The following is a 24,614-nucleotide window of genomic DNA, read 5'->3' as shown; positions in this document are numbered from 1 at the left end:
CTTTTTAGTCCCCTCCTGCCACGCGGGAGCGTGCTTGTTTCATGAGCAGCTCCTGAATATCGACGAGCGGGCGGCCCTTGGGGCTGAGGTTGTGGCGCACCCACCCGTCCGGGCCCAGGTGCCACGAGCTGGTGGTATCCGCGGTGGCCACATCCACCAGTTCCACCAGGCGGTCCACCATATCCGGGTCCGTGATCTTGATGAGGGCTTCGATGCGCCGATCCAGGTTGCGATGCATGAGATCGGCAGAGCCGATGAAGACATCTGCGTCGCCGTCGTTACAAAAAGCGTAGATACGCGAGTGTTCGAGGTAGCGACCCAAGATGGAACGGGCCTTGATGTTATCGGAAAGCCCGGGGATACCGGCGCGCAGGGCGCAGATTCCGCGCACCTGAATGCTGACTTTCACGCCGGCTTGGCTGGCCCGGTAGAGGGCGTCAATGGTGGCTTCGTCCACGATGGAATTGACTTTGAATTTCACCCAGGCGGGTTTGCCGGCGTTCTTGTTTTCAATTTCGCGTTCGATCCGGTCGATGAGTCCGGAGCGGATGCCGGTGGGCGCCACGAGGAGCCGGTGGAAACGTTCCTGCCGAGAGTAGCCAGAGAGCTGGTTGAAGAGCCGGGTGAGATCCTGGCCCACATCCCGGTTGGAGGTGAGCAGGCCCAGGTCTTCATAGCCGCGGGCGGTTTTCGGGTTGTAGTTGCCGGTACCCACGTGGCAATAGCGGCGCAGGCCGTCGGATTCTTGACGGACCACCAGCGCGAGCTTGCAGTGGGTTTTCAGCCCGATCATTCCGTAGACCACGTGGACCCCGGCCCGCTCGAGTTTGCGCGCCCATTCGATATTGCGCTGCTCATCGAAACGTGCCTTGATTTCCACGATGGCGAGGACCTGTTTGCCGGCCCGGGCCGCACGGATAAGCGAGTTCACGATGGGGGAATCCCCCGAGGTGCGGTAGAGGGTTTGTTTGATGGCGAGTACCTGCGGATCCGCGGCCGCCTGGGCGATGAATTGCTGCACCGAGGTGGAGAAGGATTCGTAGGGATGGTGGAGCAGCACATCATGATCGCGCAGCTTCGCGAAGAAGTCAGCCGGTTTGGCCGATTCAGCATCCGTGAGCCCGGTGGGCGTGACGGGCACATACTTGGGGTATTTGAGCCCGGGCCGGTCCAGATCGTGGAGTTGCTCGAGGGATTGCAGGTCAAGAGGCGCGGGCAGCCGGTAGGTATCCGAAGGGCTCACACTCATTTCCTTCTGGAGGAAGCTGAGGGTGGCATCATCCATATCCTCATCTACTTCCAGGCGCACCACCGGCCCGAAGCGCCGCCGGAGTAGCTCGCGTTCCAGGGCGGTGAGGAGGTTTTCTGCGTCGTCTTCTTCGACTTCCAGGTCCTCATTGCGGGTGACGCGGAAGGTGGCGTAGCTTTGCACATCCATCCCGGGGAAGAGTTCACCCAGGTGGTGCCCGATGAGTTCCTCCAGGGGCAGGAATTCAATATCGCTGCCGGCTTCCACGGGAACATTTTCCGGGCTGTAGGCGGTGCCATCTTCCCCGATCATGAGGAATCGCGGGAGCAGATCCGGCACTTTCACCCGCGCGAAGGCGGAGGAACCGCGCCGATCTTTGAGGACCACGGCGAGGTTGAGGGAAAGCCCGGAAATATAGGGGAAGGGGTGAGAGGGATCCACCGCGAGCGGGGTGAGGACGGGGAAAATCTCATCCTTGAAGAGCTTGGAGAAGCGCTGCTGCACCTGGGCATCAAGCTCATTCCAGCGGCGGATAAAAACGCCCTGGCCTTCGAGCTTGGGCTTGATATCTTCCGAGTAGACCTTGGCTTGGCGCGCGGTTAGTTCATGGGTGCGTTCCGCGATACCCTTCATGACCTGGCGCGGGGTGAGGCCGGATGCTGCCACCACTCCGATGCCGGTATCAATACGGCGCTTGAGGCCGGCCACCCGCACCATGAAGAACTCATCGAGGTTCGAGGAGAAAATGGAGAGGAACCACGCGCGTTCCAGGAGCGGTAGGGTTTCATCTTCCGCCTGTTCCAGCACTCGCTCATTGAAAGCCAACCAGGAGAGTTCCCGATCCGCGAAGCGCCCTTCGGGAAGCTGGGATTCTTCCGGTGCTTTCGCGGAACGCTTGGCGAGTTTGCGCGATTCCTTGGCCATATCCGTGAGGGATTTGGTGGAGACCGGCGAACCGAGCCGCACCGCCTGGAGGAAAGTTTCATGCGGGGTGGGTTCCACGGCACTGGCGCCCTCCCGGGCCGCCAGGCGGGCGCGGGTAGCCGAAACGGCCGGTTCGGGTTGCAGTTCATAGCGCACATGCCGTTCGGCCTGCGTGAAACCGGCCTTCCCGTAGACATGCACCGCGGCGGAATTCGCGGCATCAACATAGAGGATGCAGCGCGAGAAGCCCCGCGAGCCGGTGGTGACAAGCGCCCAGGCCGTCAGCAGTTTCCCGATGCCCTTGCCGCGGTGTTCCGGGGCCACCGCGAGCACATAAAGTTCCAGCACATTCGCTTCGCTCGGTTCGCTAGCTGCGCCGGACTCGCTGGCCGCGTTCACTTCGGCTGCGCCGGATTCGCTGCCCGCACCGGATTCAGCCGTGACACCCCCGAGCACATTCGGCTTGAGCCACACAAAGCCAACGAGTTCACCTTGGCAGCGCGCGGTTACCAAGAGTTCCGGAGTGAACCAGGGAGCTTCCATGCGTTCACGCAGATCCTCCGCGGTGAGCTGGCCCTGATCGGGCAAATCCGCAAAAGCTTCCGCGTTGAGACGCGCAATATCCTCCAGATCCGCGGCCGGATCCACCGGCGCCAGCACGATTCCCGGCAGAGTCCACAGGGCCGGGGCAGGATTTTCTTCCGTAACCGGGCGCTCCAGCACGAGGAGGGTACGCCCCGGGTAGAGCTGGGATGATGCCGCGAGTTCCTGGGCGGCGGGCAGATCCCCGTGCGCCCACACCGCGGTTTCCCCCGCATCCAGAACGGTGCGCAGCAATTCCGTACCGGCGCCCTTGCCGCGGGCCTCCGGACGCACGGCCAATTCCACATCCCCGGTGCGCCCGGAATGAGCCACCCCAACCACGGGATCCCCGAGAGTCCACACCCGCGAACTTTCCGCGCCCGCGGCAATATCCAGAAGCGTTTGCTCACTGAACGGCGCGACGCCATCCGCCGCGAAGCATTCTTGGGCGAGCTGGTTAAAAAGCGCGGCCTGATCCGGCTGCGGTGTTCCGGCAACGATACTCATAGGAGGGCTCCTTTTTCCTGCTACCTCTTAACCGTAGTCGATGACTACGACAGAAAAGTTACGTCCAAGCAAACGAACGACGGCGCAGTTCCCCTCAGCCAAGAGCTTCCTCCCCGATACCGTGAATATCCGAGCCGGCCCGCGCCGCTACCGGAACGGGCAAGCCGTCCCACAAGGGCCGGCCGGCACCCCTCCAGGAACGGCCCCGCTCCGCTACGAAACCGCTACGAGAGCGTGCCGCGCACCGCCCGAGCCCCGGCCGCACGGAATTCCCGCGCCGTTTCCAGCAGCGCCGCATCGCGGCGCGTGACCGGCGTGGCCAGCGGGTGCTCATCACTGGGAATCCAAAGCGGATCCACTTCGGCGAGGGTGTCACACAGGCGGGCCGAGCTGGCTAGCACCTCAGCGAAGTCCCCGCTGAAGGAACCGGCAAACACCTCATCCCAACTGGATTGCACTTCTCCGAGGGTGGGGGTTTTCTCCAGTTTCTCCGCGCCGTCAGCTCCCTGGGAGCCGAGCTTTTCCCGCGCGGCGGTGAGCCGCGCGGCGGCGTCGTTCGGGAAACGCCGCAACCATTCGCGCAGCAAGTAGCCGCGCCACAGCATTCCAGGCAGGGTGCTTTCCGGGGAGCGCGCCCAGGCTTCGGCGATGACGTCGATGCCTTCGGTGGCGACAAGGTCCAGCACGCGAGCGCGCACCTCCGGATCTTCGGTGTGGTAACCGGCGCCGGGCAGGAGGGCCTGGGCCGCGGTGTGGGCGAGCTCGCTGTGGTAGGCGACGTCCGCTTCACCTTCGATGGACTCGAGCTGGTCCGGTTTCATCTGGGCCGGACGGCGAAAACTACTAGCCATAATTTTTCCTCCACTCGCTCGGGGCGCGCCAGTGCGCTCGCTCACTCTTCTATTGTCGCACTTCAGGGCGAGCCTTAGTGCGGCTTCGAGCTATTTTCCGCCGATTACGTAAAGGAGTTGCGGGACGAGCGACAGCGCGCAAGTGCGGCTTTCCACACAGATTCCGCCTGATTTTTTACCAGCGGGCCAAAGCGCGCTACACTACTTCGTGGGCCTCTAGCTCCAACGGTCAGAGCACTGGACTTTTAATCCAAGGGTTGTGGGTTCGAATCCCACGGGGCCTACCATTTTCTTCGCTCGTCGAGGGATACCACGTTATCCATCGCGCCCTGTTCCTCCTGTGGTTCTGCCGTACCCGAATCCCCGAGCCACATATCGATAGCTTTCGCGGGGATCCCGAGCGTTTGGGACATTTTGAACGCCAGGGAGCGGCTGCCCCATACTCGCGCGGCCGCTTGCCCGAAGAGCGAAGGCTTTTCCACCTCAATCCGGACCGGCTCCGATTTTTTCCACCCGAGCGAGGAGAGTTGGATATGCAGGCTGCGGGCGCGGTCGGCGCTAATGATAGCGAGGCGCTCGGCGCGCACAATAAGCGCCACCACGCTTATCCCGTAATCGGCTTTGACCTCCAAAAATCCGCGCATGGTTGTGTGCTCATCGATCCGCTCGCGCATCACTTTTTCCGGAACTAAAAGCGCGCCGGCAAAATCAAAGGCCCGGTTTTCTTCCGGGGAACGGGTGCCCCTGATAGGCACTCGCAGATCGGCGTCGAAAAGGAGGTGCCCCAATTCGTGCGCAATGGTGAGGCGAGTTCGGCCACCTTCCGTTGGGCTGGTCAACGCAATGAGCGGGCGGGAATTCTCCCGCATGGGAATGCTTGCACCCAGATGCCCCGGGGTTTTCTGCGGACCCATCAGGTTGAGCACAACTCCGACGCCGAGGTTTTCCGCGAATTGAGTCATATTTCGAATAGGAGCATCTGCCGGCAGCCCCGATATTTTCCGCGTGTGAGAAGCTGCATCCTCCGGGGTCGCGAAATGTTTAGCCCTCAAAGTAGCCGGAAATTCCCGGAATCCGGAAGCTTTCGACGTGTAGTTCCATGCCCTGCTGGCTTCGCGGACGCTCTGGACCACCTGCCGTTCTGCCCGCGCCGGCGCCGCACTCTTTTTACGGAAAGTCGCCACGGCGGTATCGAATGCGGTGGGTGGCACACTGAAAAAAGTAAGGGGGTATTTGAAGACGCTACTGGCTCGCGCGGCAAGACCGTCCGGAAACGGGCGAGTTTGGTTGACGATCTGCGAAATAAAGGACTGCCGCACCCCCAAGACTTCCGCAAGCTCGGTTTGCGTGAGAGCTTCAAGATCTTTGAGGAGCTCCAAACGCTCGCTATAAAAGACTGGCCCTTCCATCGCTTGCCTCGTTCTCTTCCTCCCAGCCCACGGGATTGAACCAATTCGGAATACTGTCCCCCTGCGCGAAAACTAACTCATTGTACGCAATACTTGTGTCCGGACGGATATCTATGGAAAAGAGGGACTTGACAGGCTTACCGTATTCTCCCGCTTCCAGCGGAGCCACCAGCCGCGCCGTAAATCCTTGATCCATATTCTCAGGATCCTTGAAATTCCAGCCCATAATGAGGTTGAGAGTATCGCTCGTTATCTCCATATCCTTCGCCTGCGGATCAACGACAGGCAAGGCCAGCTGGCGGTTGAGCGTCTCGCTATTTACCTCATAATAATCGCGCCGCGCCCGGTTATAGCCGGCAATAGGGATACCGCCCGGATAATCCCAGCGTTCCTTGAGGATACGAATACGAACGTTTTGCTCATGGTTCAGGATAATGAGCTGCCCCATTCTGCTACGGTTGCCGCCGACGATATACCCACCCGGCAAACCGCCTTGATCTAGACCGAGCCCCAAATGAGCCCGAACGGTCATTGACCGGTGCCAACCGTAATCTTCAGCGGGAAAATCTTTAGTGGCGTGGTCAGCCTTACTAATAGCCAGCGATAGGTAGTTGAACAGGACTGCCCCTACCTCATTTTCTGTGCGGTTACCCAGTTCCCACATATCGTCAGCGTTCATGCTCACACCTCCACTGCTTATATTATAAGCAGGAAAGTAACATTGGGACTAGATTCTATTTCGAAGTAGAACAGCGGCTTTCCGGCCCCTTACCGCCACGCTCTTCACCCCGCTCCACCACCCGCAGCCCCACCACCGCGCCGACGACCCCGCACAGGAACACCACTTTCAGCACGCTGAGTTCCTCCACTCCCCGCGCGGCCGCAATTGCTACGGTAAGCACCGCGCCGGTCCCCGTCCACACCGCGTAGGCCGTGCCGAGCGGAATCTCGCGCAGCGCCCGCGAAAGCCCCCACATGGATACAATGAGCGCCACGCCGAACACAAGCGCCGGCAGCGGGCGGCTGAGCCCGCGCGAATCGCCGAGCGCCGTCGCCCATATTGCCTCGAAAATACCGGAACCTACCAGAATCACCCAGGCCATTAGCTCACCACCTTGAGTCCCACCACCGAAGCGACGAGCGCGATAAGTAGCAGCACGCGAGCGCGCGAGGTGCTTTCTTGGCCGCTCAGCCAGCCGTAGACCAGCGTGAGGCTCGCGCCCACGCCCACCCACACCGCGTAGGCCGTGCCGGTGGGGATGTCGCGCATGGCCCAGGCCAGGCCGAGCAGGGAGAGTGTTTGCGCCAGGAGAAAGACCGCGACCGGCCCGCGCCTGGAAAAATGTTCGGATTTTTCGAGGGCTGCTGCCCATACCGTTTCGAGCGCTCCGGACAGGAGCAAAATAATCCACGCCATAAGAATTGTGGCCGTCTTTGCGCTGGGCGGGTACGGCTCCCTCGTCCGCGGCGGTTGGTGCGCCCGGACCCAGGTTAGCACGGGCGCCGGGGAGTATCCTCGAAGCATGAATATCACCTCACTCACCGTTTCCGGCCGGCCCGTTGCCGCGCTCGATATCACCCCTTCCGAGCAGGGTTTTTGCCTTGTTGCGATCACGCACGCGAACGGCTCGGAGCAGCGCCGTATTCTTTCCGACGACGCCGCCCTCGTGCTGTCCGCCACCCCTGTGGATGCTTCCGCCACCGGGGTCGTGGCGCTTCTTTCCGAGGTGGGCGAGGGGAATGTTGATGTGGCTGCGCTGGCCGGGCAGGTGGTGGCCCTGGGGACCGCTCGCTTCCGGGCGGGTGATCTCACCGACGGCCAGCTGGAGCTCACTCCGGTGGCACCCGGGCGGGTGAGCGAGCGGGATACTCCGCGTATTGTGCCTGATGAGATGCTTGAGGGGCGCGATCCGGCGGCGGTGTTCCCGCGTATTCCGGACGGTTTGCCCGATGCGTGGAGTACGCCGGTGGGGCGTTTCACTCCCGAATATGAGGAGCGCGCCCGGGTGGTGTGGGAGACTCTGGCCGCCGCCGGCTACAGCCCGGAGTTTTGGTGGGCGGGCAGCGAGGATGGCGAGGTCATCGCGGTGCCGTTCGGGGAATGCGGGGAGGCTTTCCTCGTCGGCATTGAGGAGCCCGATGAGCAGGTGGAGATCGATGCGCATATTGCCGCCGGTGAGCTCGCCGAGTGGCTGGAAAGCGAAATTGACCTGCTGCGGCCGAATGAGTAGCGCGGCGGGGAGGCGGCGGCGTCGTACCACCGCGCGCAGCGCGCCCGGCACGTTACGGCACGCCACCGCACCGTAACGTGCCCGCGCACTAACGCCCGCGCCGTAACGTGCCCGGCGCGGGCCGTTCTTCAGTAAGCTAAAGCTTGTGAAGGAATCAAAGAAGTCACCCTCCCTGATGGATCGGATTCGCTCGGCGGTGTCGCGGCGCGAACAGATTGAGCGCGTGGCCGAAGAGGCCGTGGAGCGTTACGCGAAGGACCCGGCTGATAGCGGCGGGCGTTCGCAGCGCACTGTTGTGGAGATTCATCCGGCCGGGGTGCAGCCGGTTTTGGTGACGTGGGGCGTGAGCGCCTGGCTTCTCATCGGCGTGGTTATTGCCATTTGGGGTATTTTCCACATGGCGGCCTCGGTGCAGTGGGTGCTGGTGGCGGTGTTCCTCGGCCTGGTTATGACGTCGCTCCTGCATCCGATTGTCAATCTTTTGGATCGGATTATGCCGCGGGCGTTGGCGACGGCGCTGGCGCTGCTGGGGCTTTTCGCGGCGCTGGGCGGGATTATTTATTGGATTATTGATTCGGTGGCGAATCAGTGGTCGAGCCTGTCCGAGCAGATGCAACGCGGTCTGGATGGCATTTTTAATTGGATTGCGAACGGGCCGATTCCGATTAATATTACGGTCGATGAGCTGCGCGAAGGCCTGAACGAGGGTATCGAACGTGCGGCTACGTACTTGCAGAATAACGCGGGAAATATTGCGTCGACGGCGCTTTCGCAGGCCGGCACGGTGGCTTTGGCTTTCACGTTGATCGCGCTGGCGCTTTTCTGCTCGATTTTCTTCCTGGCGGCCGGGAAAAATATGTGGCTGTGGTTTATTAATGTGCTCCCGGATCGGGCGCGGCGGCGCACTCACGCGGCGGCCACTGCCGGGTGGTACAGCTTCTCCGGTTACGCGCGCGGCACTATTCTTATTGCGCTATGCGACGGCGTGATGGCCGCGATTCTGCTGGTGGCGTGCGGGGTGCCGCTGGCCGCTCCCCTGGCGACGCTCGTGGTCATCGGTGCCTTTATTCCGCTGTTCGGTGCGCCAGCGGCCATGATTATTGCGGCGCTGGTGGCTCTGGCTACGAAGGGCGTGGTTATTTCCCTGGTGGTGCTGGTGGGCGTGGCGCTGATCGGCCAGTTCGAGGGGCATGTGCTCCAGCCGCTCATTATGGGCCATCAGGTCTCGCTCCACCCGGTGGTGATTGCGGTGGGCGTGACGGCCGGTACTTTTGTGGCCGGGCTGCTGGGCGCGATTATTGTGATTCCGCTGATTTCGATTGTGTGGGAAGTGTTTAAGGTGCTGCGCCGCACCCCGGATAAGCCGCTCACGGAGCTTCCCGAATTGGATCTGCGCGATTTGGCGGGGACCGCGGTGGCCAAGCAGCTGCTGGAATACAACGCGAAGGAGCTCAATACCCGCGCTGAGGAATCTCCCTCGCCGGTCACGGCGAGGGCGGCGTCGCACACCTTGGGCGGGGAGGAACGCGTGGTCGATAACGCGGATATTAATTCTCCCACGCCCGCGGCTCCGGACCCGGATTATGCTTTCGACCAGCCGAATTTCGAGGTGGATGGGGAGGAACCCGGCCCGGATTACAACCCGGTCAAGGGGTAGTAGCCCAGCAGAGGATCTCAATAGCTCAGTAGCTCCGTGGCAGGTCACTCCGCCGCGGTGGCCTCATGGCGCGACGGAGCGGTCCCTCATACCGAAAGCGCGTCTACCGTTCGACGCGTTCCCCGCACGGGCGGCCTCAACCAAAGTCGCCCTTATACCGTTTGCGCGATAACGGTAATGAGGAGGATAACGAGGAGTGAGCCGACCGTGGTGATGATGACGGCGTCGCGGGCCATGGTCACGCCGGAGCGGTAGCGGTGCGCGTAGACGAAGACGTTGTTGGCGGTAGGAAATGCCCCGATGATGGCGATGGCCATGAGGGCTTCGCCGCGCGCTCCCAGGAGGTAGCCGGCGCCGAAGGCGATGAGCGGCCCGAGGATGAGGCGGCAGAAGATGCCGAGCATGAGGGGTGCACTTTCGCGCCCGAAGCGAGGTAGGCGCGCGCCGCGCAGGGACATTCCCATGGCCAGCAGAATAATGGGCACGTTTGCGCCTGCCATTTTTTCGAGGGGCGCGGAAATGAGTTCCGGGATGGGGATCTTGAGGAGGGCGACCATGAGTCCGGCGAAGACCGCGATGAGGAGCGGGTTTTTGAGGCGGGAGAGGATGGTGCGCCACAGCCCTTCGGTTTTCTTGCCGGTTTGGTTGTCGAAGATGGAGAAGAAAACCGGCACCATCACGAGGATTTGGAAGAGCAGGATGGGTGCGGCGGGGGTGGGGTCGCCGGTGATGGCCACGAGGAAGGCCACGCCCAGGTTGCCGATATTGGTATAGCAGGCAACGAGCGCTCCGACGGTGAGTTCGGTGCCCCGGCTTTTGAGCAGGGTGGCGGCCAGGGCCGTGTAGATGAGTCCGGTGCCTACCGAGGAGATGATATTCGCGAGCCCGTTCACTCCGAAGAAGGATGCCGGGTTGGAGTTGGCGAGCGTGGTGAACATGAGCGCTGGCAGCGTGGTGTAGAAGACCAGCTGGGTGAGGGTGCGGTCGCTTCCCGGGGGTACGATTTTGCAGCGCGCGACGAGGTAGCCGACGAGCATGATCGCGATAATCACCCAAAAGTTGAGCAGTACTGAGGCCATAACAGCACTAGTGTAGACAGAGTTTTCCAGGCGCGAGGGTGCGTCTCGAGCGTGGAGGTGTGGCCCTATTTCCAGACTGCAGTAGCGCGTAGGGCGCGATGGTCGGAGAGTGGCAGGAAGAGGTTTTCCGCGGCCCGCACCTCAACCCCGGTTCCGAGGATATGGTCGATTTGGCTTTCTGGCTCATCGGAGGGGTAGGTGAGGGCTTCGGCGGCGGCTTCGAATCCGGTTGCCGCGAGTGGCACCTCGCAGCCGCGGATATTGAGGTCGCCGATGATGAGCCGCGGGGCGTTCTCTAGCCCATAGCGCTGGGCGAATCCGGCGAGGGCTCCGGTTACGGTGCGTAGTTGCGTGACGTTGAGGCGGTACGTGTACGTGAGGTGCGTTGCGGCAACGACGACGGAGTACCCTGGCGCCACCTTGATTTCGGCGAGGATCGCAACCCGGGGGATTTCGCCAATCCCGATATTTGTCCGCAGGGTTTTCAGCCATGTTTCTTGCTGGTGGACGGGGAGGTTGATGACCTCGCGAGCGCCGATGGGGTAGACGGAGAGGAGCGCGGTGCCGACCCCGCGTGCTTCTCCTTTTTTGGTGGCGCGGAGGCGGCCGCGCTCATTTTTGGTGGGCGCGAAGATGGCTTCGTGGTAGTTGCCGGCGGCGAGGAGGGGTGCGTAGAGGTCTCCGCCGGCGGTGGTGACTTTGACTTCTTGGAGGGCGAGGAGTTCCGGGCCTGCGGCGGTGATGAGCCGGATGGCTTTGCTGATGGATTCCCGCTGCCATGTCACTTTGTCCGTGCCCGGGCGCGGGCGCCGTGAGGGCTTACCTTGTTGGAGGTTAGCGGACATGACATGAAGGCTCGGCATGGTTTCTCCTTTGTCGCGACCCGGTGGACACCGTCACCCGGGAGATCCCTTGGGTGCGGTGTGCAACACGGGTGATTCTACCGAATCTATGCGGTTGTGGACGTGTTTGCGGAATCGGATAGCGGTCCGGGTGCGGGGTCAGTGCTGGAGCCTGCTGCGGGCTGGGTTTCGGGTTCGAAGGTGAGCGCGACGGAGTTCATGCAGTAGCGCTGGCCGGTGGGTGTGTGGGGTGCGTCGGGGAAGACGTGCCCGAGATGAGAATCGCAGGTGGCGCACCGGACTTCGGTGCGGGGGTAGCCGAGTTTGTAATCGACGTCTGTGCGCACGGCGTCGCTACGGGAGGGGTCATAGAAGCTGGGCCAGCCGCATCCGGCATCGAATTTGGTGGTGGAGCGGAAGAGTTCTGCCCCGCAGGCCCGGCATCGGTAGATTCCTTCGCGGTTTTCGTTCAGGAGTTCGCCGGTGAAGGGCGCTTCGGTTCCGGCTTGGCGCAGGACCGTAAATTCGGCCGGGGTGAGGACCCGGGCCCATTCTTCATCGCTTTGCGGGAGCATCCGTGCCATGACTTTTCCTTTCTTCAGTTTCCTCATTGTCGCTGCTTTGTTTAGCGGCTTCTGGCTGCTTCGCGGTGTCGCTTTGCTTAGGTGCGCCAGCTTGTTTGGCGGTACCAGCTTGCTTGGCGGCGTCGGGTTCGCTTACTTCTTCGGATACGGCCGGGAAGACGGCGGTGGGAGGCGCCGATGATTCTGAGGGGACTTTGCCAGCTTCGTGGACGGGTTCTTGCTGGCCGGTGCGGCGCGCGGCATTATGTTCCCGTTCTGCCAGGACGTCGGCACCCGGGCCGGAGAATTCTTGGCCGCGTTTTTCGGCTTGGATGGATCCGGTGAACAGCGAGGCTTCGTGGCCTTCCCGGATACGGGTGGCCGGGCCTTCCCCACCGGCCGGGCTTTCGGGCCGGCTGGCTACCGGTACCCGCTCCGGGCGCACCGCTGCTTCAATATCGGATGCGGAGAGAACGCGGGTTTCTTGGTAGTCCTGCGGGTCGAAAGTGGTATCCGGCTCGGTTTGTTCTTGGGCACCGATGGAGGTGCGGGTGACCGGGCGAGCCGCGGGCTTGGCCGGCTTCTCAGATTTCGTGCGCTTCTCAGATTTCGTGCGCTTCTCAGTTTTCGTACGCTTCTCGGATTTCGCGTGCGCCTCGGACTGCGCGAGTTCCTCAGATTCGGCACGCTCACCAGAGTTCCCGGCCACCGATTTCTTGGATTCCTCAGGCTCCCCCTCAGCTTCGCTTGATTCGCCAGCCGCATCGCTTCCTGCCTGCTCCGAGTCAGTCCCCTGCTGATCCGAGTCGCTTTCCGCGGCAAGGGTGCCGGGGGCGGACGAGGCTGCGTCGTCGTTATAAAAACGGGTGTGCGGGAAGGCATCCGGGGCGTTCGTCTGCAACCACACGATGAGCTTTTCACGCACGTGGTTACGCAGGTCGGTGAGTTCGCCGGGTGAGGATGCGGAGACAATCGCGGAGACTTGTAGGCCGTTCGCGGTGGAAGCATCCCCCACCACGAGGATGCCGGTATCACCATCCCAAAGGTCAGTATTGGCGAGGATGCGGTCAAGTTCAGCACGTAGTTCCGCGATGGGGGCGCTCCAATCCAGTTGGAGGACCACCGATCCCATAATGTCTAGATCGCGCCGGCTCCAGTTTTCGAACGTGGTGGAGGTGAGTTTATTGGAGGGCACGATGAGGCGCCGGCCGTCCCAGACTTTGAGGACCACGTAGGAAAGCGTGATTTCCTCAACCGTGCACATATTCCCATCCCAAATGACGATGTCATTGACGCGAATGGAATCCGAGAAGGCCAGCTGTAACCCCGCGAAGAGCGTACCCAGGGTGGATTGCGCAGCAATACCAACGACCAGGGAGATCACGCCCGCGGAGGCGAAAAGTGAGGCGCCGGCGGCTTTTGCACCCGGGTAGGTCATGAGCATGGCAGCCAGGCCGATCACGATAATGAGGGCCACCGCCAGGCGCCGCAGAATCTGCAGCTGCGTTTGCACCCGCCGATAGCGCGTTTCCGCGACCCGCTCCACAAATTTCAGGTAGGAGCGTGCTGCCCCGTTCACCACGCCGACAAGCAGCCAGGTCAGGCCCGCGATAATGAGGAGCAGCAGCAGGTGTTTGAGCACGGGTGACCAATTAGGCCGATCCTGTTCCGGGAAATTCTCCATATAGGAGAACAGCCCGAAGCGCGCGCCCACCACCGCGAGGGTGAATTGGGCAGGCACTTGAATGCCGCGCACCACATCGATAAGCCCGGTATGGCGCCGGAAACCGGCCTTGACGACCGCCACGATAACCACGGCGATCACCCAACCGATGAGGGCACCCAGCAGGCACACCCCGAGCAGCTGCGCGATATCAACCGTGGCGGCCACGGCTTGTTCGGCAACTTCATGCAGATCCGAGGTGGGGGTGGGTTCCGGCGTGGGCGCCTCACTTTCCGCCCGCAGCCAGGGCGCGAGCGAGAGCGTTTTCCAGGCGGCCGGGGCCACCGCGAGTACCGATGCGTTCATGTCTGAAAGCCTAGTAGGTGGCTACGACAGAAAAAGCGGCGTCGAACTCCTTTCGCCTCCGGCGTGAGACCGCCGGGAAGCGCCCACAAGGCTCCTATCTGGTACGACGCCGCCCCCGCGCAGCGTGGCCACCTCCCTGAAAGGCGCGGATTACCGCGGAAAACTCGCTTGGTGATCGAGAACACCCTCGTTCAATTTGCTAAGACCTGGAATCCTACGTAAGCTTATACCCGTTCCCTCAGCGGGGACGCTTTGAGAACAACGTTCTTGAGCCCCCATCGTCTAGAGGCCTAGGACGCCGGACTTTCACTCCGGTAACACGGGTTCGAATCCCGTTGGGGGTACGCGACGGTTATTTGCCTAGCAAATGGCCCCGTAGCGCAGTTGGTTAGCGCGCCGCCCTGTCACGGCGGAGGTCGCGGGTTCAAGTCCCGTCGGGGTCGCGAAGGAAGAACGCCCGGGAAACCGGGTGTTTCTCTTTCGGCTCTGTAGCTCAGTTGGTAGAGCGTTCGACTGAAAATCGAAAGGTCACCGGATCGACGCCGGTCGGAGCCACCACCTCCAAGCCCTTGCTACACCACCATTTTCTAGCATTCACGCAATCTCCTTTTTCCACTTTGGTGCCCCCGTTCGGGGTTAATAGACAAAAAGTGGGTCTAATGACGGCGTGTCGTTGGCTTGGATCCGGATCAGATCCGTACGAATCGGGTACACAAACGAAGTGCGAGGGAGAGCACCGTTTGTCCCCGATTTCGTGTCTCTAACGCGCACTATGGCGCCTACACGGCCCAGAAAGCGGCTCTGACGCCTCTGCCCACCCCGTGGCTGTGGCGCATGGCAGCCCGGACGGAACGAGTTTTCCGTCAAGGCATGTCACGCAACGGATGTCAAGGAAGCAAGCTTATTGAGGTGCCCGACCTCAATAAGGCCGACTTTTCGTTGGTATGACAGGGCAAACTCCCGGTATAAGACCCACCATTTGTCTATTAGCCCCCCGTTCGAGGAACTGCCCACCCCTACCCGTAGCTCCGACTCGAGCGCCCTCACAGCTAACTAAGAACCGTATTCAGTATCACAATCTCTTTTGGGTAGATTTTTATAAAGTTAAGGCCACCCCCACGCTATTATTAGCAATTGAGCACCCCCCCCCCGGGGTTGACTACTCGTTTAAAACACATGTTTATTGCGAAGGGGGAGACGTCATTTTATGAAACGCGTCATCAATCTTGGCATTATCGCCGCCTTAGCTTTCCTTGTTCCAGCAGCAACTGCCAGCGCCACACAGGGCAACGCGCCAGCCAAGCCGGGCAACCAGTCATGCCAGGAAGAGGGCACCGATCCAACCCGGCCCGAATGCAAAAAGGTTACGCCACTTGTCCCGCTCGTGCCGGCACAGCCTGTACCCGATCCGGCCGGGCAACCAGTACCGCCAACACCGGCAGATCCCGAGCCGGAGTTTCCTCCCTTGCCGGATCCTTCCGATTACCCCGAGCCGCCGGAACCCAATTTCCACGATCCGATGCCCGAGCCCACACCACCAGACCTGCCCGATCTTCCCCCTCCGCCGGATGATGAGGATCCCCCGGAGCCGCTGATACCGCCAGTAACGCCTGAACCTCCGACCCCACCCACGCCATCTGCTACACCGTCCGCGACGCCGACGGCTTCTTCGGTACCGACGCCGTCACCCACGGCCACACCAACAGTTACACCGTCAGCAACACCCGTGCCGACGGAGACACCTACATCACCCCCTACGGTCACGCCAACAGTTACGCCGTCGGCAACACCATCCGCTACACCCGTGCCGACGGAGACACCTACATCACCCCCTACGGTCACGCCAACAGTTACGCCGTCGGCAACACCATCCGCTACACCCGCACCGTCAGAGCCCCCTTCGGTAGAGCCCCCTGTCACACCCACGGCCGATCAGCCGATGGAACGCCTGGCAAACTCGGGAGCTTCCACCGGGGCCGCAGCGCTTATTGCTGGCGGATTACTCGTGGCAGGTAGCGGCGTCGTCGCCAGAAAGACCAGAAAGAAGCGCGCCTAGCAGGCCGCAACCGCTTACATTCCACCACCTACGCAAAGAAGGGCGACCGGTGTTCACGCACCGGCCACCCTTCTTTCGCACTCAAAAGCAATTCGAACGCCCGCTCTGCTCCGCAACAATCACCACCGAACATGCACCTAGGACTAAAGTAGCGACCACCCCGCCATCCGACCGTGCATTTACAACAATAAATAAGATGATTACAACCGCCTCAACTACTCCATAAACGGCTCTATTCCGCGATATTTTTGCGACAGATCGCGAAGTTTAGAGACACTTTGGCGAGACTCTTGACACACCTTACCGGCCTGGGACTAAAGTACTAACCGAGCCGGCGAAGTGGCCGGCGACTCACTACTAAAAGAGGTGATTTTTAATGGCGAAAATTCTGATGGTGCTGTACCCGGATCCCGTGGACGGCTTCCCGCCCAAGTACATTCGCGATTCCATTCCCACGATTGATTGCTACCCGGGCGGCTCCAGCACTCCTACGCCGTCGGGCATCGATTTCACCCCGGGCGAGATGGTGGCGTGCGTCTCCGGCGCCCTGGGCCTGAAGAAGTGGGCCGCGGATAACGGTCACGAACTCATCGTCACCTCCGATAAGGAAGGCGAGAACTCGGAATTCGAGAAGCATCTCCCCGATGCAGACGTGGTTATCTCCCAGCCGTTCTGGCCCGCCTACCTGGGCAAGGATCGCCTGGAGAAGGCCAAGAACCTCAAGCTGGCCATCACCGCCGGCGTGGGCTCCGATCACGTGGACCTCACCGAAGCGATGAAGCGCAATATCACGGTTGCTGAGGTCACCTACTCGAACTCGATTTCGGTGGCCGAACACGCGGCCATGACCATCCTCAACCTGGTGCGCAACTTCGTTCCTGCCCACCGTATCGTCACCGACGAAAAGGGCTGGAACATCGCCGATGCCGTCAAGTGGTCCTATGACCTGGAAGGCATGGACGTTGGCGTTATCGCCGCTGGCCGCATCGGCCGCGCCCTGCTCAAGCGCATGAAGCCCTTCGATGTGAACCTGCACTACTACGATCTGTACCGCCTCGATCCGAAGACGGAGAAGGAACTCGGCGCCACCTACCACGAGACCGTTGAGGACCTCATGCGTAGCGTGGACGTGGTGTCCATCCACTCCCCGCTCACCTCGGATACCTACCATATGGTGGACGAGAAGATGATCAATTCGATGCGCCGCGGTTCCTACATTGTGAATACCGCCCGCGCGGAGATCGTGGTGCGCGACGACATTGTCAAGGCCCTCGAATCCGGGCAGCTCGGCGGCTACGGCGGGGACGTGTGGTACCCGCAGCCCCCGGCCGAGGATCACCCGTGGCGCACCATGCCGCGCAACGCGATGACCCCTCACACCTCCGGTTCCTCGCTGTCCGCACAGACTCGCTACGCTGCCGGCACCCGCGAAATCCTCGAAGATTTCTTCGCTGGCCGCCAGCTGCGCGATTCCTACATTATCGTCCAGGGTGGGGCGCTCGCCGGAACCGGCGCGAAGTCCTACACCACCGACGGTAAGGCCAGCCCCGGATCCACCGGTAAGTAAAGGTAGAGCGTTCTCGCTCTATTTCTAGCTCTCGCAAGTCCTGAACTCTCCATCGGCGCCGCGTGGCGAACCGCGATCCCCCTCGGGAATCCGATTCGCTCCGCGGCGCCGGTGTCTTGTGCGGATGTTTCGCGGCGGTGGCGTGCGCGGGCACCTCGCGGCGCCAGTGCCGTGTGCGGGAACCACACGCGTACGCGACCTAGCCCTTTCACGCAAGCCAGCTTCTTCCCACTATGCGTCCGGCGTACGCCCAGGAACGGCCACTAACCTGCGCTCCGGGAATTATCCCTTTCACTTTCACGGTCGAAACAGAAAGAGACTCTTATGCGCACATCGGCACTCCTCATGACGGGGGCCCTGCTGGTCCCGCTCGCCGCCCAGGCCCTGCCGGTCCTCAGCCCCGCTCCCGCCGCCGCTAGCGACATCGCGCCCGGTAGTAATGCCGCAACCCAGCTCGCCGAGGCCCGTGCCCGGCTCACCGCCGCGATTAACGCACGGGACGCCATCCTCGCGGAAATGAAAGCGAGCGGCGCGAGCCTCGCGGATATTCAGAGCGCCGCACATGCCTACGCGCGAGCAAACGCGCAGATGGAGGCCGCACAACAGGCGTATGATGCCGCGGTCGCGAAAGCTTCCGGTTTCGATTCCGCGAAGAAGGGGTACGACGACGCAGCTTCCGTCATGCCCCAACTCACCAAGAATGCTGAGTCCGCGCGGGCCCGCCGCGATGCCGCGCAGGTCGCCTACGATAAGGCCATTGCGCCCAATCCCGAAGCCGCCAAAGCCGCCCAGGAAAAAGTGGATGCCGCCCGAGCCAAGCTCGAAGAATCCAAGGCCGCGGCGAAGGCGCAGTGGGATTGGGGAGCCCTCGGGTTTTACGAAGCCCGCAGCGCCCAGAAAGCCCTCGATGTTCTCCGCACCAATACGGACTACCAGGGTAAGCCGCTGGCGTCCTATACTCATCCGGGCGCAGCCGATGATGCCACGAACCTGGATTCCATGGCGACAACCCTAAGCCTCATCACGAAGATCAACGAGCTGCGCGCCGCACACCGGCTTGAACCCCTCAAGGTCACGGACTACCTCATGGCGGTCGCCCAGCTTCAGGTCAATGCGCAATCCCGCACCAATAAAATGGCGCATATTAAGGCGTTCAACGTGGCGGAAAACCTTGCCTCCGCGAATTACCCCGGTGATGAGCTCTCCCTCAAGCTCTGGTATCACAACGAAAAGGCACTCCATGATCAGGGCATTAAGGATCCCGCAAAAATCGGGCATTACCTTAATATTGTGAACCGCGATTACACCGTAACCGGGATAGCTTTCGCCCCTAATATCCAGGCGAATACTTTCGATCACACGCCTCTTTACGGGGATAACTCGCAGCCGCAGACGGTTGCGGACTACTCTGCCGCGCTGCAGAGTTACATGAATGGCCTCAAGGATGAGATGGCCCAGGGTTCCTCCGTGGCTCGCACGGCTCTGGCAGATGCCACGGCCGAACTCGAAGCCGCCACCAAGGGCGATCCTGAATCCTTGGAGGCTCAAATCGCGAAAACGCAACTTGAGACCGCTGCCCGAGAGTACGACGAGGCCAAGGCCGCGCTCGATACCGCGCAGGCCAAACTCACGGCCGCGACCAAAGCGTATGAGAGCGCGAAGGCCGCGAAGCAAGCTGTCCAGAAACTAGCCGAGCAGCTCACCGCCGCTCAGAGCGAGCGGGATCGTGCCGCCGCCCGCGCCGCGCAGCTCGGGGAATTCGGCGAGCGGCTCGCCGCCGCGGAGGCCGATGTGGCGCGCGCCCAGGCCGATGTAGATCGCCTCTCCCCCGCGCCGGCGCCGAAGCCAGCGCCTACACCCGGTGCGCCCGGCACGAACGCGCCCGCTCCCAACAACCCCGCCACCGGCAATGTCTTCTACGTCTCCAATGACTGGACCTCACGTGAGGCCGCCAACGTATTTTCCTACGGGCGGGCCGGCGATGAGGTGCTCGTCGGTGATTGGGACGGCGATGGTAAGGATACCTTCGCGGTACGCCGCGGCAACAAGATCTACGTCAAAAACAGCGTGGATGGCGGAGCTGCCGATGTGGAATTCGCCTACGGCCGCGCCGGCGACGAAATCCTGGTGGGCGATTTCGATGGCGACGGTAAGGATACCTTCGCGGTCCGACGGGGCAATACTTTCTACGTCCTCAATTCCTTGCACGGCGGGGAGTCCGACCGGGTGGTCCACTACGGGCGCGCGGGCGATACCGTCCTTACCGGCGATTTCGACGGGGACGGCAAGGATACGTTCGCGGTGCGCCGCGGCAACCTGTACTATGTCAAAAACGCCATCGCAGGCGGCGCCGCGGATACCGTTTTTTCTTACGGCCGTGCCAGTGACGCCACAATTTTGGGCGATTTTAACGGCGACGGCGTAGATACGCTGGCGGTGCGCCGGGGCAATACCGTTTACGTGAAGAATTCGTTGGCCGCCGGCGAAGCGGATCAGGTCCTCACCTACGGGCGGACCTCCGACCAGCTCTTCGTGGGCGATTGGGACGGCAACGGCACCGACACCCCCGCCGTCCGCCGCTAAGCTCCACACCTGAAGAATATCTCCGTAACAGCGTTCCCTTGTAGGAACCCGTTTCCGGTTCTTCCGCCCTCATCGCTTCATTGTGATGAGGGCGGAAATTTTGCGCCGTCGCCCGCAGTTCGGGGCAACATAGAGCGATATCCACGTTTTCTTCACCGCGGGCGGCACACTCACTCAAGATAACAATTTTATTAACTTATTGACTGCAAGTTCCACTTCTTTATAGACTGTTTACGTCTCAACGATGAGACCTTGATAGCGAAGGAGCTAAAAATGAGATACAAAAAACATTACCGCAACTCTTGCCCTTCTTGGGTGCTCGGTTGCCCTTCTACCCGCGGCTAACGCACGAACCGCATATTTTGTCAAAGACAACGGTGTTGTTTCGGCTTCCATCTGGACGACGAACAACGAGCAAACCGTTAATGTTGAAGACGAAGCGCCCGATGATCGCTGGGTACTTGGCAATTACACCCGTATGGGGCATGGAGATAACGTCCGCCAGGTTATCAACCGTTCCGGTTACGGAGCAGTTGTCACCCGCAATGCGGGCGGTACGGTCTCATCCGTACAAGCTTGTCAATCCGGTGCCGGATTAGCACCCATGCAATGCGGCCAGTGGAAGTAACCCGATAACACACGAGGTGGGGGAATAGCTCATATAGTTATTCCCCCACCGCATAAGAGAAGGAGCACCCATGGGCAGCAAACTCACAGTCGCTAACCTCGCAATGCATGTAGGAGACCGCCAGCTATTCAGCGGAGTTTCTTTCTCGCTAGCCTCCGGCGAAAGCCTCGCGCTCCTTGGGAAAACCGGGATTGGCAAAACTACGCTGCTTAACGGAATCCTGGGCTTTCTCCCTCTCGCATTCGGGAGTGTTGAGATTGACGGCGTACCTATCGAATTCGGCGATAAAGAAAAACAGCGTGCGTTCCGCCGGAAATTCTTTGGGGTGGTCTATCAAAATGCCGAACTTTACGGCCCCATGAGCGCAGTGGAAAACGTCGCGCTTCCGCTCCTCTTTTCCGAGGATAAAGAAGTGCGGAAATACGCTATTGACCGGGCCCGCACATTATTAGAAGAACTCGAAGTCGAATCTATCTACATCCCCGCTTCCCAGCTTTCCGGAGGGGAACGGCAACGCACATCTTTGGCCCGTGCACTCATCACCGAACCGAAGTTCATTCTTGCGGATGAACCAACCGGCAGCCTCGATGATCTCACCAAAAACCGCGTTGCGGACTTGCTCTTCGAGAAGCAGCGGCGCCACGGCTTCGGTATTCTTTTCGTTACTCACGATCACGAGCTGGCCCGCCAGGCCGATGCCCATGCGTTCCTCACTCAACAAGGGCTCCGCGATTCTCAGTCCTCCGGGAACGGTGATGGCCATGAGTGACCCGCTCTCCGTAATTATTCGCATGCCCACCTGGAGGCGCCTCTGCCTCGCGTTTTTTGTTAGCGCTTTTATTCTGGCAGTAACCAGCATCGGTATGGTTAGCGCAGGTTATAACGGTGCCGCTCAGCGCAGTCCCATCCCCGCGGGAGTGCCCGCCCAGACCGACGCGGATACCATCGCACTTTTCAGTTACGGATGGGATTCTCTGGAAACTGAACAATATGGCGTGTACTACTACATCCGCACAAATGATGCCGCTCCCCCACCGCCAGGCTTAGATTCGTGGCCAGCACCTGGATCAACCGCGGTTTCTCCCGAGCTTTACGAAGCCCTCAGTAGCGAGCGCGGACCTTCTTCCACCCAAAATATGGCCGTCATTGCGCCGCAGTTTTTGACACAGCCAACTGAAAAACTGGCCTACGTCTTCCCGTCCCCCGAACAAGCCCAGCTTGATAAGTTCATTCCAATTTCGGCCTACGGCGGCAATCTGGCCTCGGTGAGCGAAATGCTCAATTACCAGAATATGTGGATGTTGCAGGCCGTTTTCGCACTCATGTTTATCCCTGCCGCAGCCCTGGGTATTTTCACCGCCGCTCGTATCGACCACCAGCGCTGGAAAGACCTTTCCCGAGTTTTCCGAGTCCTCGCGCTTCCCCATCGTGATTTACGCGCTCTGATTCTTCGCCACGTGATGCCCAGCCTGCTCTACGGGGTTGCGGGAGCGGTCATTATCCTGGCTCTCTTCTGCACGTTGCCGATCCGCCTGCCGTTCACCGGCTTCGTCACCACACCCTCCGATTACAGATCCGCGTTAGTTGTGCTTCTTCTCCTCGCGACGCTCGGGCTGGTTTGCGCCGCATTCCTGACCGTGAGCGCCATCGCTACACATCTGAATAAAACATCAAGAACAGCCCGCCGCGGCTCGGAGCTGCGCTGGTACCACTATGTGTGCGCCCTGGTTTTCCTCACGATCCTATGCGGATTAATCCCCCTCGTTTCACTCCTATCCGATATTCCCATCATTGAGCTAACAACGATCATCTACGCGGCATGCACAATTGTGGCGTGCATCGTTCTCCCCGGAACCATCACGCTTATCTCGGCGCTCACGGGCAGGCTCACCGCCGCGCTCGGAAAACGCCGCCACGCCGGCGCACTCCTCCTGGTAGGAACGGCCCTGCGCAGCGCGCCACGCATGGCTGGTAAAACTGCAACAATTCTCGCCTTTGCCTTATTCTTCGTATCCCAACTCCAGTTGTGGCAGGGGACTCTGGGCCGCGATTCGCGGGGAATCGAGATATACCAGGCTCAATTCGGACATATTCTTGAAGGTGACGACGACGCGCCAGCCGTCCTCGCGCACTTCCGCACGGGTTTGGATCAGATCCCAGGATCCACCTGGGTTCTCATGTATATGAATCGGGCAGAAAGCGGTGATCGTGAACTGACGGTCTCCGCCACAGATGAGAATCTTCAGAAACTGGGAGTTGCCGCCGGCACCGTTCACGAACTCAACGGCAATTCTTCCCCTTCCGAATCAATTCTGGAACAGCGCGCGAACCTGTTACGGGTGGAGCGAGTGTATTACACCTCCCTCACGGAAGCCCATCCGGAAAGCCGCTTGGCTCTTTATTCGGACGGAATCCACCGTTTTGACGCAAAACAGGTCATCGAGCTCGGCCGGAGCGTTGCACCTTTCTACAGGTTTGATACTCCCGCTTCTTCCTCGGTGATCGGATCGCAACGTCTCATCCACCAGGGGCACTGGCTGACATTCGCAACGGTGGGAGGATGCATTCTCCTCACTTTAGCGACTCTTATCTGGACAGCTTCTCAAGCGCGGCTGAAGCCAGAGGAATGCGGCCCGCTTGCCATAAGCAATGTTCCCCGCTCGGCCACCCGCAGACTCACAATGTCCAGATTCATGGTTCCGGTGTGGATTGCCATCGCGCTCTCCTTCCCCATGACCTACGTTTTTGGCTACATCCACATCGACCCGCTTTTCGGCGTAACTATCCCCTGGCCGGCACTCCTGGCAAGCGCGGCATGCGTGGTGCTATGCGCGTGGGTAATCGGTCACTATGTGGCTAAGGCGTCCGCGAATACCGCGGACGCCTGGATTCCCGGCCGGAGCCAAGGCGAGCTTTAGCTAGCGCGCCACTTCGCCGCCGGAGATCTCCGCGATGGTGAGTTCTTCGCGGGTGGGCCCGCCTTCCCAATCGCCGATGGTGCCCACAGCGAAGGCCCCCAGGAGGTGCCCGCGGTCCAGGCGCTCCGCGAAGGACAGCCCCTCGAGCCACCCGGAAAGATAACCGGCCACGAAGGCGTCACCAGCCCCGATGGTATCCACAACGGTCACCCGCCGCCCGGGTCGTTCTACCGACTCGGTGGGGGTGGTCACGCGCGCCGTCGTCGAATCTTTCCACACCACTTCCGAAACGCCCCAGTCCAGCAGGCGCTGAGTCGCCGCGGCCACCTCGGATTCGCCGGTGAGCAGCTCCAGTTCCTCCGTACCGCCGAAGACCACATGAGCCCCGCGCGCGATTTGCGCGAGCACCGGCGCTGCCTCCGTCGCATCCCACAGGCGCGAGCGGAAATTGACGTCGAACGACACCGGCACCCCGCGCTCCCCGGCCAGCTCCACGGCGAGCATCGTGGCGGCGCGCGCTTCCTCCCCGAGCGCCGGGGTGATGCCCGTCAGGTGCACGATTTTTGGCTCCAGCTCAAACATGGCGCGGATCTGATCAGGGGTAATGAGGCGCCCCGCGGAAAACTTACGATGGTAATCCACCGCGAACGTGCCCAGCCCGGCGTGGCGCGAGACCAGCACCCCGGTGGGCGCGGTGGTGATCTGGCGAGCGTGATCCCAGCGCACGCCCTCGCCGCGCAGGGTCCGCATAATCATGTAACCAAATAGGTCCTTGCCGACGCTCCCGACCCACGCGGTGGAATGCCCCAACCGCGCCATCCCGATGGCCACATTCGTTTCCGCGCCGCCGAAGGACGCGCGCGGCCGCGCCCCGATCTGCGGGGATTCCGTAAAGGTCAGAGCCCCCATCGATTCGCCGAAAGTCACCAGATCCGTCAT

General features: G+C 61.2%; 17 protein-coding genes, 4 tRNA genes and 2 pseudogenes. 10 read left to right on the top strand and 13 right to left on the bottom strand.

Going from position 1 to position 24,614, the window contains the following annotated elements; all coding sequences use genetic code 11:
* Positions 1-4 precede the first annotated feature (4 nt).
* The 3 genes and pseudogenes from ACRQFC_RS04745 to ACRQFC_RS04735 form a co-directional block, all read right to left on the bottom strand.
* Complete coding sequence (locus tag ACRQFC_RS04745) at positions 5-2,716, bottom strand: RNA degradosome polyphosphate kinase (protein ID WP_407706214.1); 2,712 nt, start codon at positions 2,714-2,716, stop codon at positions 5-7.
* Positions 2,717-2,977: 261 nt separating this feature from the next.
* A pseudogene (locus ACRQFC_RS04740) lies at positions 2,978-3,262 on the bottom strand (GNAT family N-acetyltransferase); the annotation flags it as partial.
* A 224-nt stretch (positions 3,263-3,486) separates the two neighbouring features.
* The gene (locus ACRQFC_RS04735) at positions 3,487-4,113 is read right to left on the bottom strand and encodes a hypothetical protein (protein WP_087069757.1); all 627 of its coding nucleotides are present in this window, start codon (positions 4,111-4,113) and stop codon (positions 3,487-3,489) included.
* A gap of 210 nt (positions 4,114-4,323) precedes the next feature.
* Here ACRQFC_RS04735 and ACRQFC_RS04730 point away from each other — a divergent pair.
* Positions 4,324-4,400 (top strand) — tRNA-Lys (locus tag ACRQFC_RS04730).
* Here the strand turns inward: ACRQFC_RS04730 and ACRQFC_RS04725 are convergent.
* The 5 genes and pseudogenes from ACRQFC_RS04725 to ACRQFC_RS04705 all read right to left on the bottom strand — a co-directional run bounded on the left by ACRQFC_RS04725 (position 4,395) and on the right by ACRQFC_RS04705 (position 6,939).
* Positions 4,395-5,075, bottom strand: coding sequence for an ImmA/IrrE family metallo-endopeptidase (locus ACRQFC_RS04725; protein ID WP_435728870.1), 681 nt, complete (start codon positions 5,073-5,075; stop codon positions 4,395-4,397). The genes ACRQFC_RS04730 and ACRQFC_RS04725 overlap by 6 nt on opposite strands.
* 264 nt (positions 5,076-5,339) lie before the next feature.
* Positions 5,340-5,522 (bottom strand): annotated as a pseudogene (locus tag ACRQFC_RS04720) (helix-turn-helix domain-containing protein); the annotation flags it as partial.
* Positions 5,500-6,201 (bottom strand): hypothetical protein, encoded by a 702-nt coding sequence (locus ACRQFC_RS04715; RefSeq protein ID WP_284897522.1) that lies wholly within the window; start codon positions 6,199-6,201, stop codon positions 5,500-5,502. The gene ACRQFC_RS04715 and the pseudogene ACRQFC_RS04720, both read right to left, overlap by 23 nt.
* A gap of 55 nt (positions 6,202-6,256) precedes the next feature.
* A complete protein-coding gene (locus ACRQFC_RS04710) occupies positions 6,257-6,625 on the bottom strand; it encodes a DMT family transporter (protein ID WP_284897525.1) in 369 nt (122 codons plus the stop codon).
* A complete protein-coding gene (locus tag ACRQFC_RS04705; RefSeq protein ID WP_284897528.1) occupies positions 6,625-6,939 on the bottom strand; it encodes a DMT family transporter in 315 nt (104 codons plus the stop codon). The genes ACRQFC_RS04710 and ACRQFC_RS04705 overlap by 1 nt, the downstream gene beginning before the upstream one ends.
* Before the next feature lie 106 nt (positions 6,940-7,045).
* Between ACRQFC_RS04705 and ACRQFC_RS04700 the strand changes: the two genes are divergently transcribed.
* Together ACRQFC_RS04700 and ACRQFC_RS04695 are read left to right on the top strand one after the other, a co-directional pair.
* Positions 7,046-7,753 (top strand): hypothetical protein, encoded by a 708-nt coding sequence (locus ACRQFC_RS04700; protein ID WP_284897530.1) that lies wholly within the window; start codon positions 7,046-7,048, stop codon positions 7,751-7,753.
* A 175-nt stretch (positions 7,754-7,928) separates the two neighbouring features.
* On the top strand, positions 7,929-9,410 hold the full coding sequence (locus tag ACRQFC_RS04695; protein ID WP_320753843.1) for an AI-2E family transporter: 1,482 nt from the start codon (positions 7,929-7,931) through the stop codon (positions 9,408-9,410).
* A gap of 152 nt (positions 9,411-9,562) precedes the next feature.
* Here ACRQFC_RS04695 and ACRQFC_RS04690 read toward each other — a convergent pair whose 3' ends face one another.
* The 4 genes from ACRQFC_RS04690 to ACRQFC_RS04675 all read right to left on the bottom strand — a co-directional run bounded on the left by ACRQFC_RS04690 (position 9,563) and on the right by ACRQFC_RS04675 (position 13,923).
* Positions 9,563-10,489 (bottom strand): AEC family transporter, encoded by a 927-nt coding sequence (locus tag ACRQFC_RS04690; RefSeq protein ID WP_284897534.1) that lies wholly within the window; start codon positions 10,487-10,489, stop codon positions 9,563-9,565.
* Positions 10,490-10,554: 65 nt separating this feature from the next.
* The gene (locus ACRQFC_RS04685; protein WP_284897537.1) at positions 10,555-11,352 is read right to left on the bottom strand and encodes an endonuclease/exonuclease/phosphatase family protein; all 798 of its coding nucleotides are present in this window, start codon (positions 11,350-11,352) and stop codon (positions 10,555-10,557) included.
* Positions 11,353-11,438: 86 nt separating this feature from the next.
* Positions 11,439-11,915, bottom strand: a complete 477-nt coding sequence (gene msrB / locus ACRQFC_RS04680; RefSeq protein WP_284897538.1) for a peptide-methionine (R)-S-oxide reductase MsrB — start codon at positions 11,913-11,915, stop codon at positions 11,439-11,441.
* The gene (locus ACRQFC_RS04675; RefSeq protein WP_435728866.1) at positions 11,887-13,923 is read right to left on the bottom strand and encodes a mechanosensitive ion channel family protein; all 2,037 of its coding nucleotides are present in this window, start codon (positions 13,921-13,923) and stop codon (positions 11,887-11,889) included. Before ACRQFC_RS04675 ends, msrB begins: the two co-directional genes overlap by 29 nt.
* A gap of 271 nt (positions 13,924-14,194) precedes the next feature.
* Between ACRQFC_RS04675 and ACRQFC_RS04670 the strand changes: the two genes are divergently transcribed.
* The 7 genes from ACRQFC_RS04670 (at position 14,195) to ACRQFC_RS04640 (ending at position 23,675) form a co-directional block, all read left to right on the top strand.
* A tRNA-Glu gene (locus ACRQFC_RS04670) sits at positions 14,195-14,267 on the top strand.
* A gap of 25 nt (positions 14,268-14,292) precedes the next feature.
* A tRNA-Asp gene (locus ACRQFC_RS04665) sits at positions 14,293-14,366 on the top strand.
* A 39-nt stretch (positions 14,367-14,405) separates the two neighbouring features.
* A tRNA-Phe gene (locus ACRQFC_RS04660) sits at positions 14,406-14,481 on the top strand.
* Positions 14,482-16,355: 1,874 nt separating this feature from the next.
* On the top strand, positions 16,356-17,546 hold the full coding sequence (locus ACRQFC_RS04655) for an NAD-dependent formate dehydrogenase (RefSeq protein WP_026428718.1): 1,191 nt from the start codon (positions 16,356-16,358) through the stop codon (positions 17,544-17,546).
* Positions 17,547-17,870: 324 nt separating this feature from the next.
* The gene (locus tag ACRQFC_RS04650; RefSeq protein WP_284897215.1) at positions 17,871-20,129 is read left to right on the top strand and encodes a CAP domain-containing protein; all 2,259 of its coding nucleotides are present in this window, start codon (positions 17,871-17,873) and stop codon (positions 20,127-20,129) included.
* A 698-nt stretch (positions 20,130-20,827) separates the two neighbouring features.
* A complete protein-coding gene (locus ACRQFC_RS04645) occupies positions 20,828-21,526 on the top strand; it encodes an ABC transporter ATP-binding protein (RefSeq protein WP_284897217.1) in 699 nt (232 codons plus the stop codon).
* Complete coding sequence (locus tag ACRQFC_RS04640; protein ID WP_284900979.1) at positions 21,459-23,675, top strand: hypothetical protein; 2,217 nt, start codon at positions 21,459-21,461, stop codon at positions 23,673-23,675. Before ACRQFC_RS04645 ends, ACRQFC_RS04640 begins: the two co-directional genes overlap by 68 nt.
* On the opposite strand, the gene ACRQFC_RS04635 is transcribed toward ACRQFC_RS04640, so the two are convergent.
* Positions 23,676-24,614 (bottom strand): sugar kinase, encoded by a 939-nt coding sequence (locus ACRQFC_RS04635; protein ID WP_284890400.1) that lies wholly within the window; start codon positions 24,612-24,614, stop codon positions 23,676-23,678.

Source organism: Actinotignum inguinis (genome assembly GCF_051265835.1).
Taxonomy (GTDB): Bacteria; Actinomycetota; Actinomycetes; order Actinomycetales; family Actinomycetaceae; genus Actinotignum; species Actinotignum timonense.
This window is presented reverse-complemented; position numbering and strand designations above follow the sequence as displayed.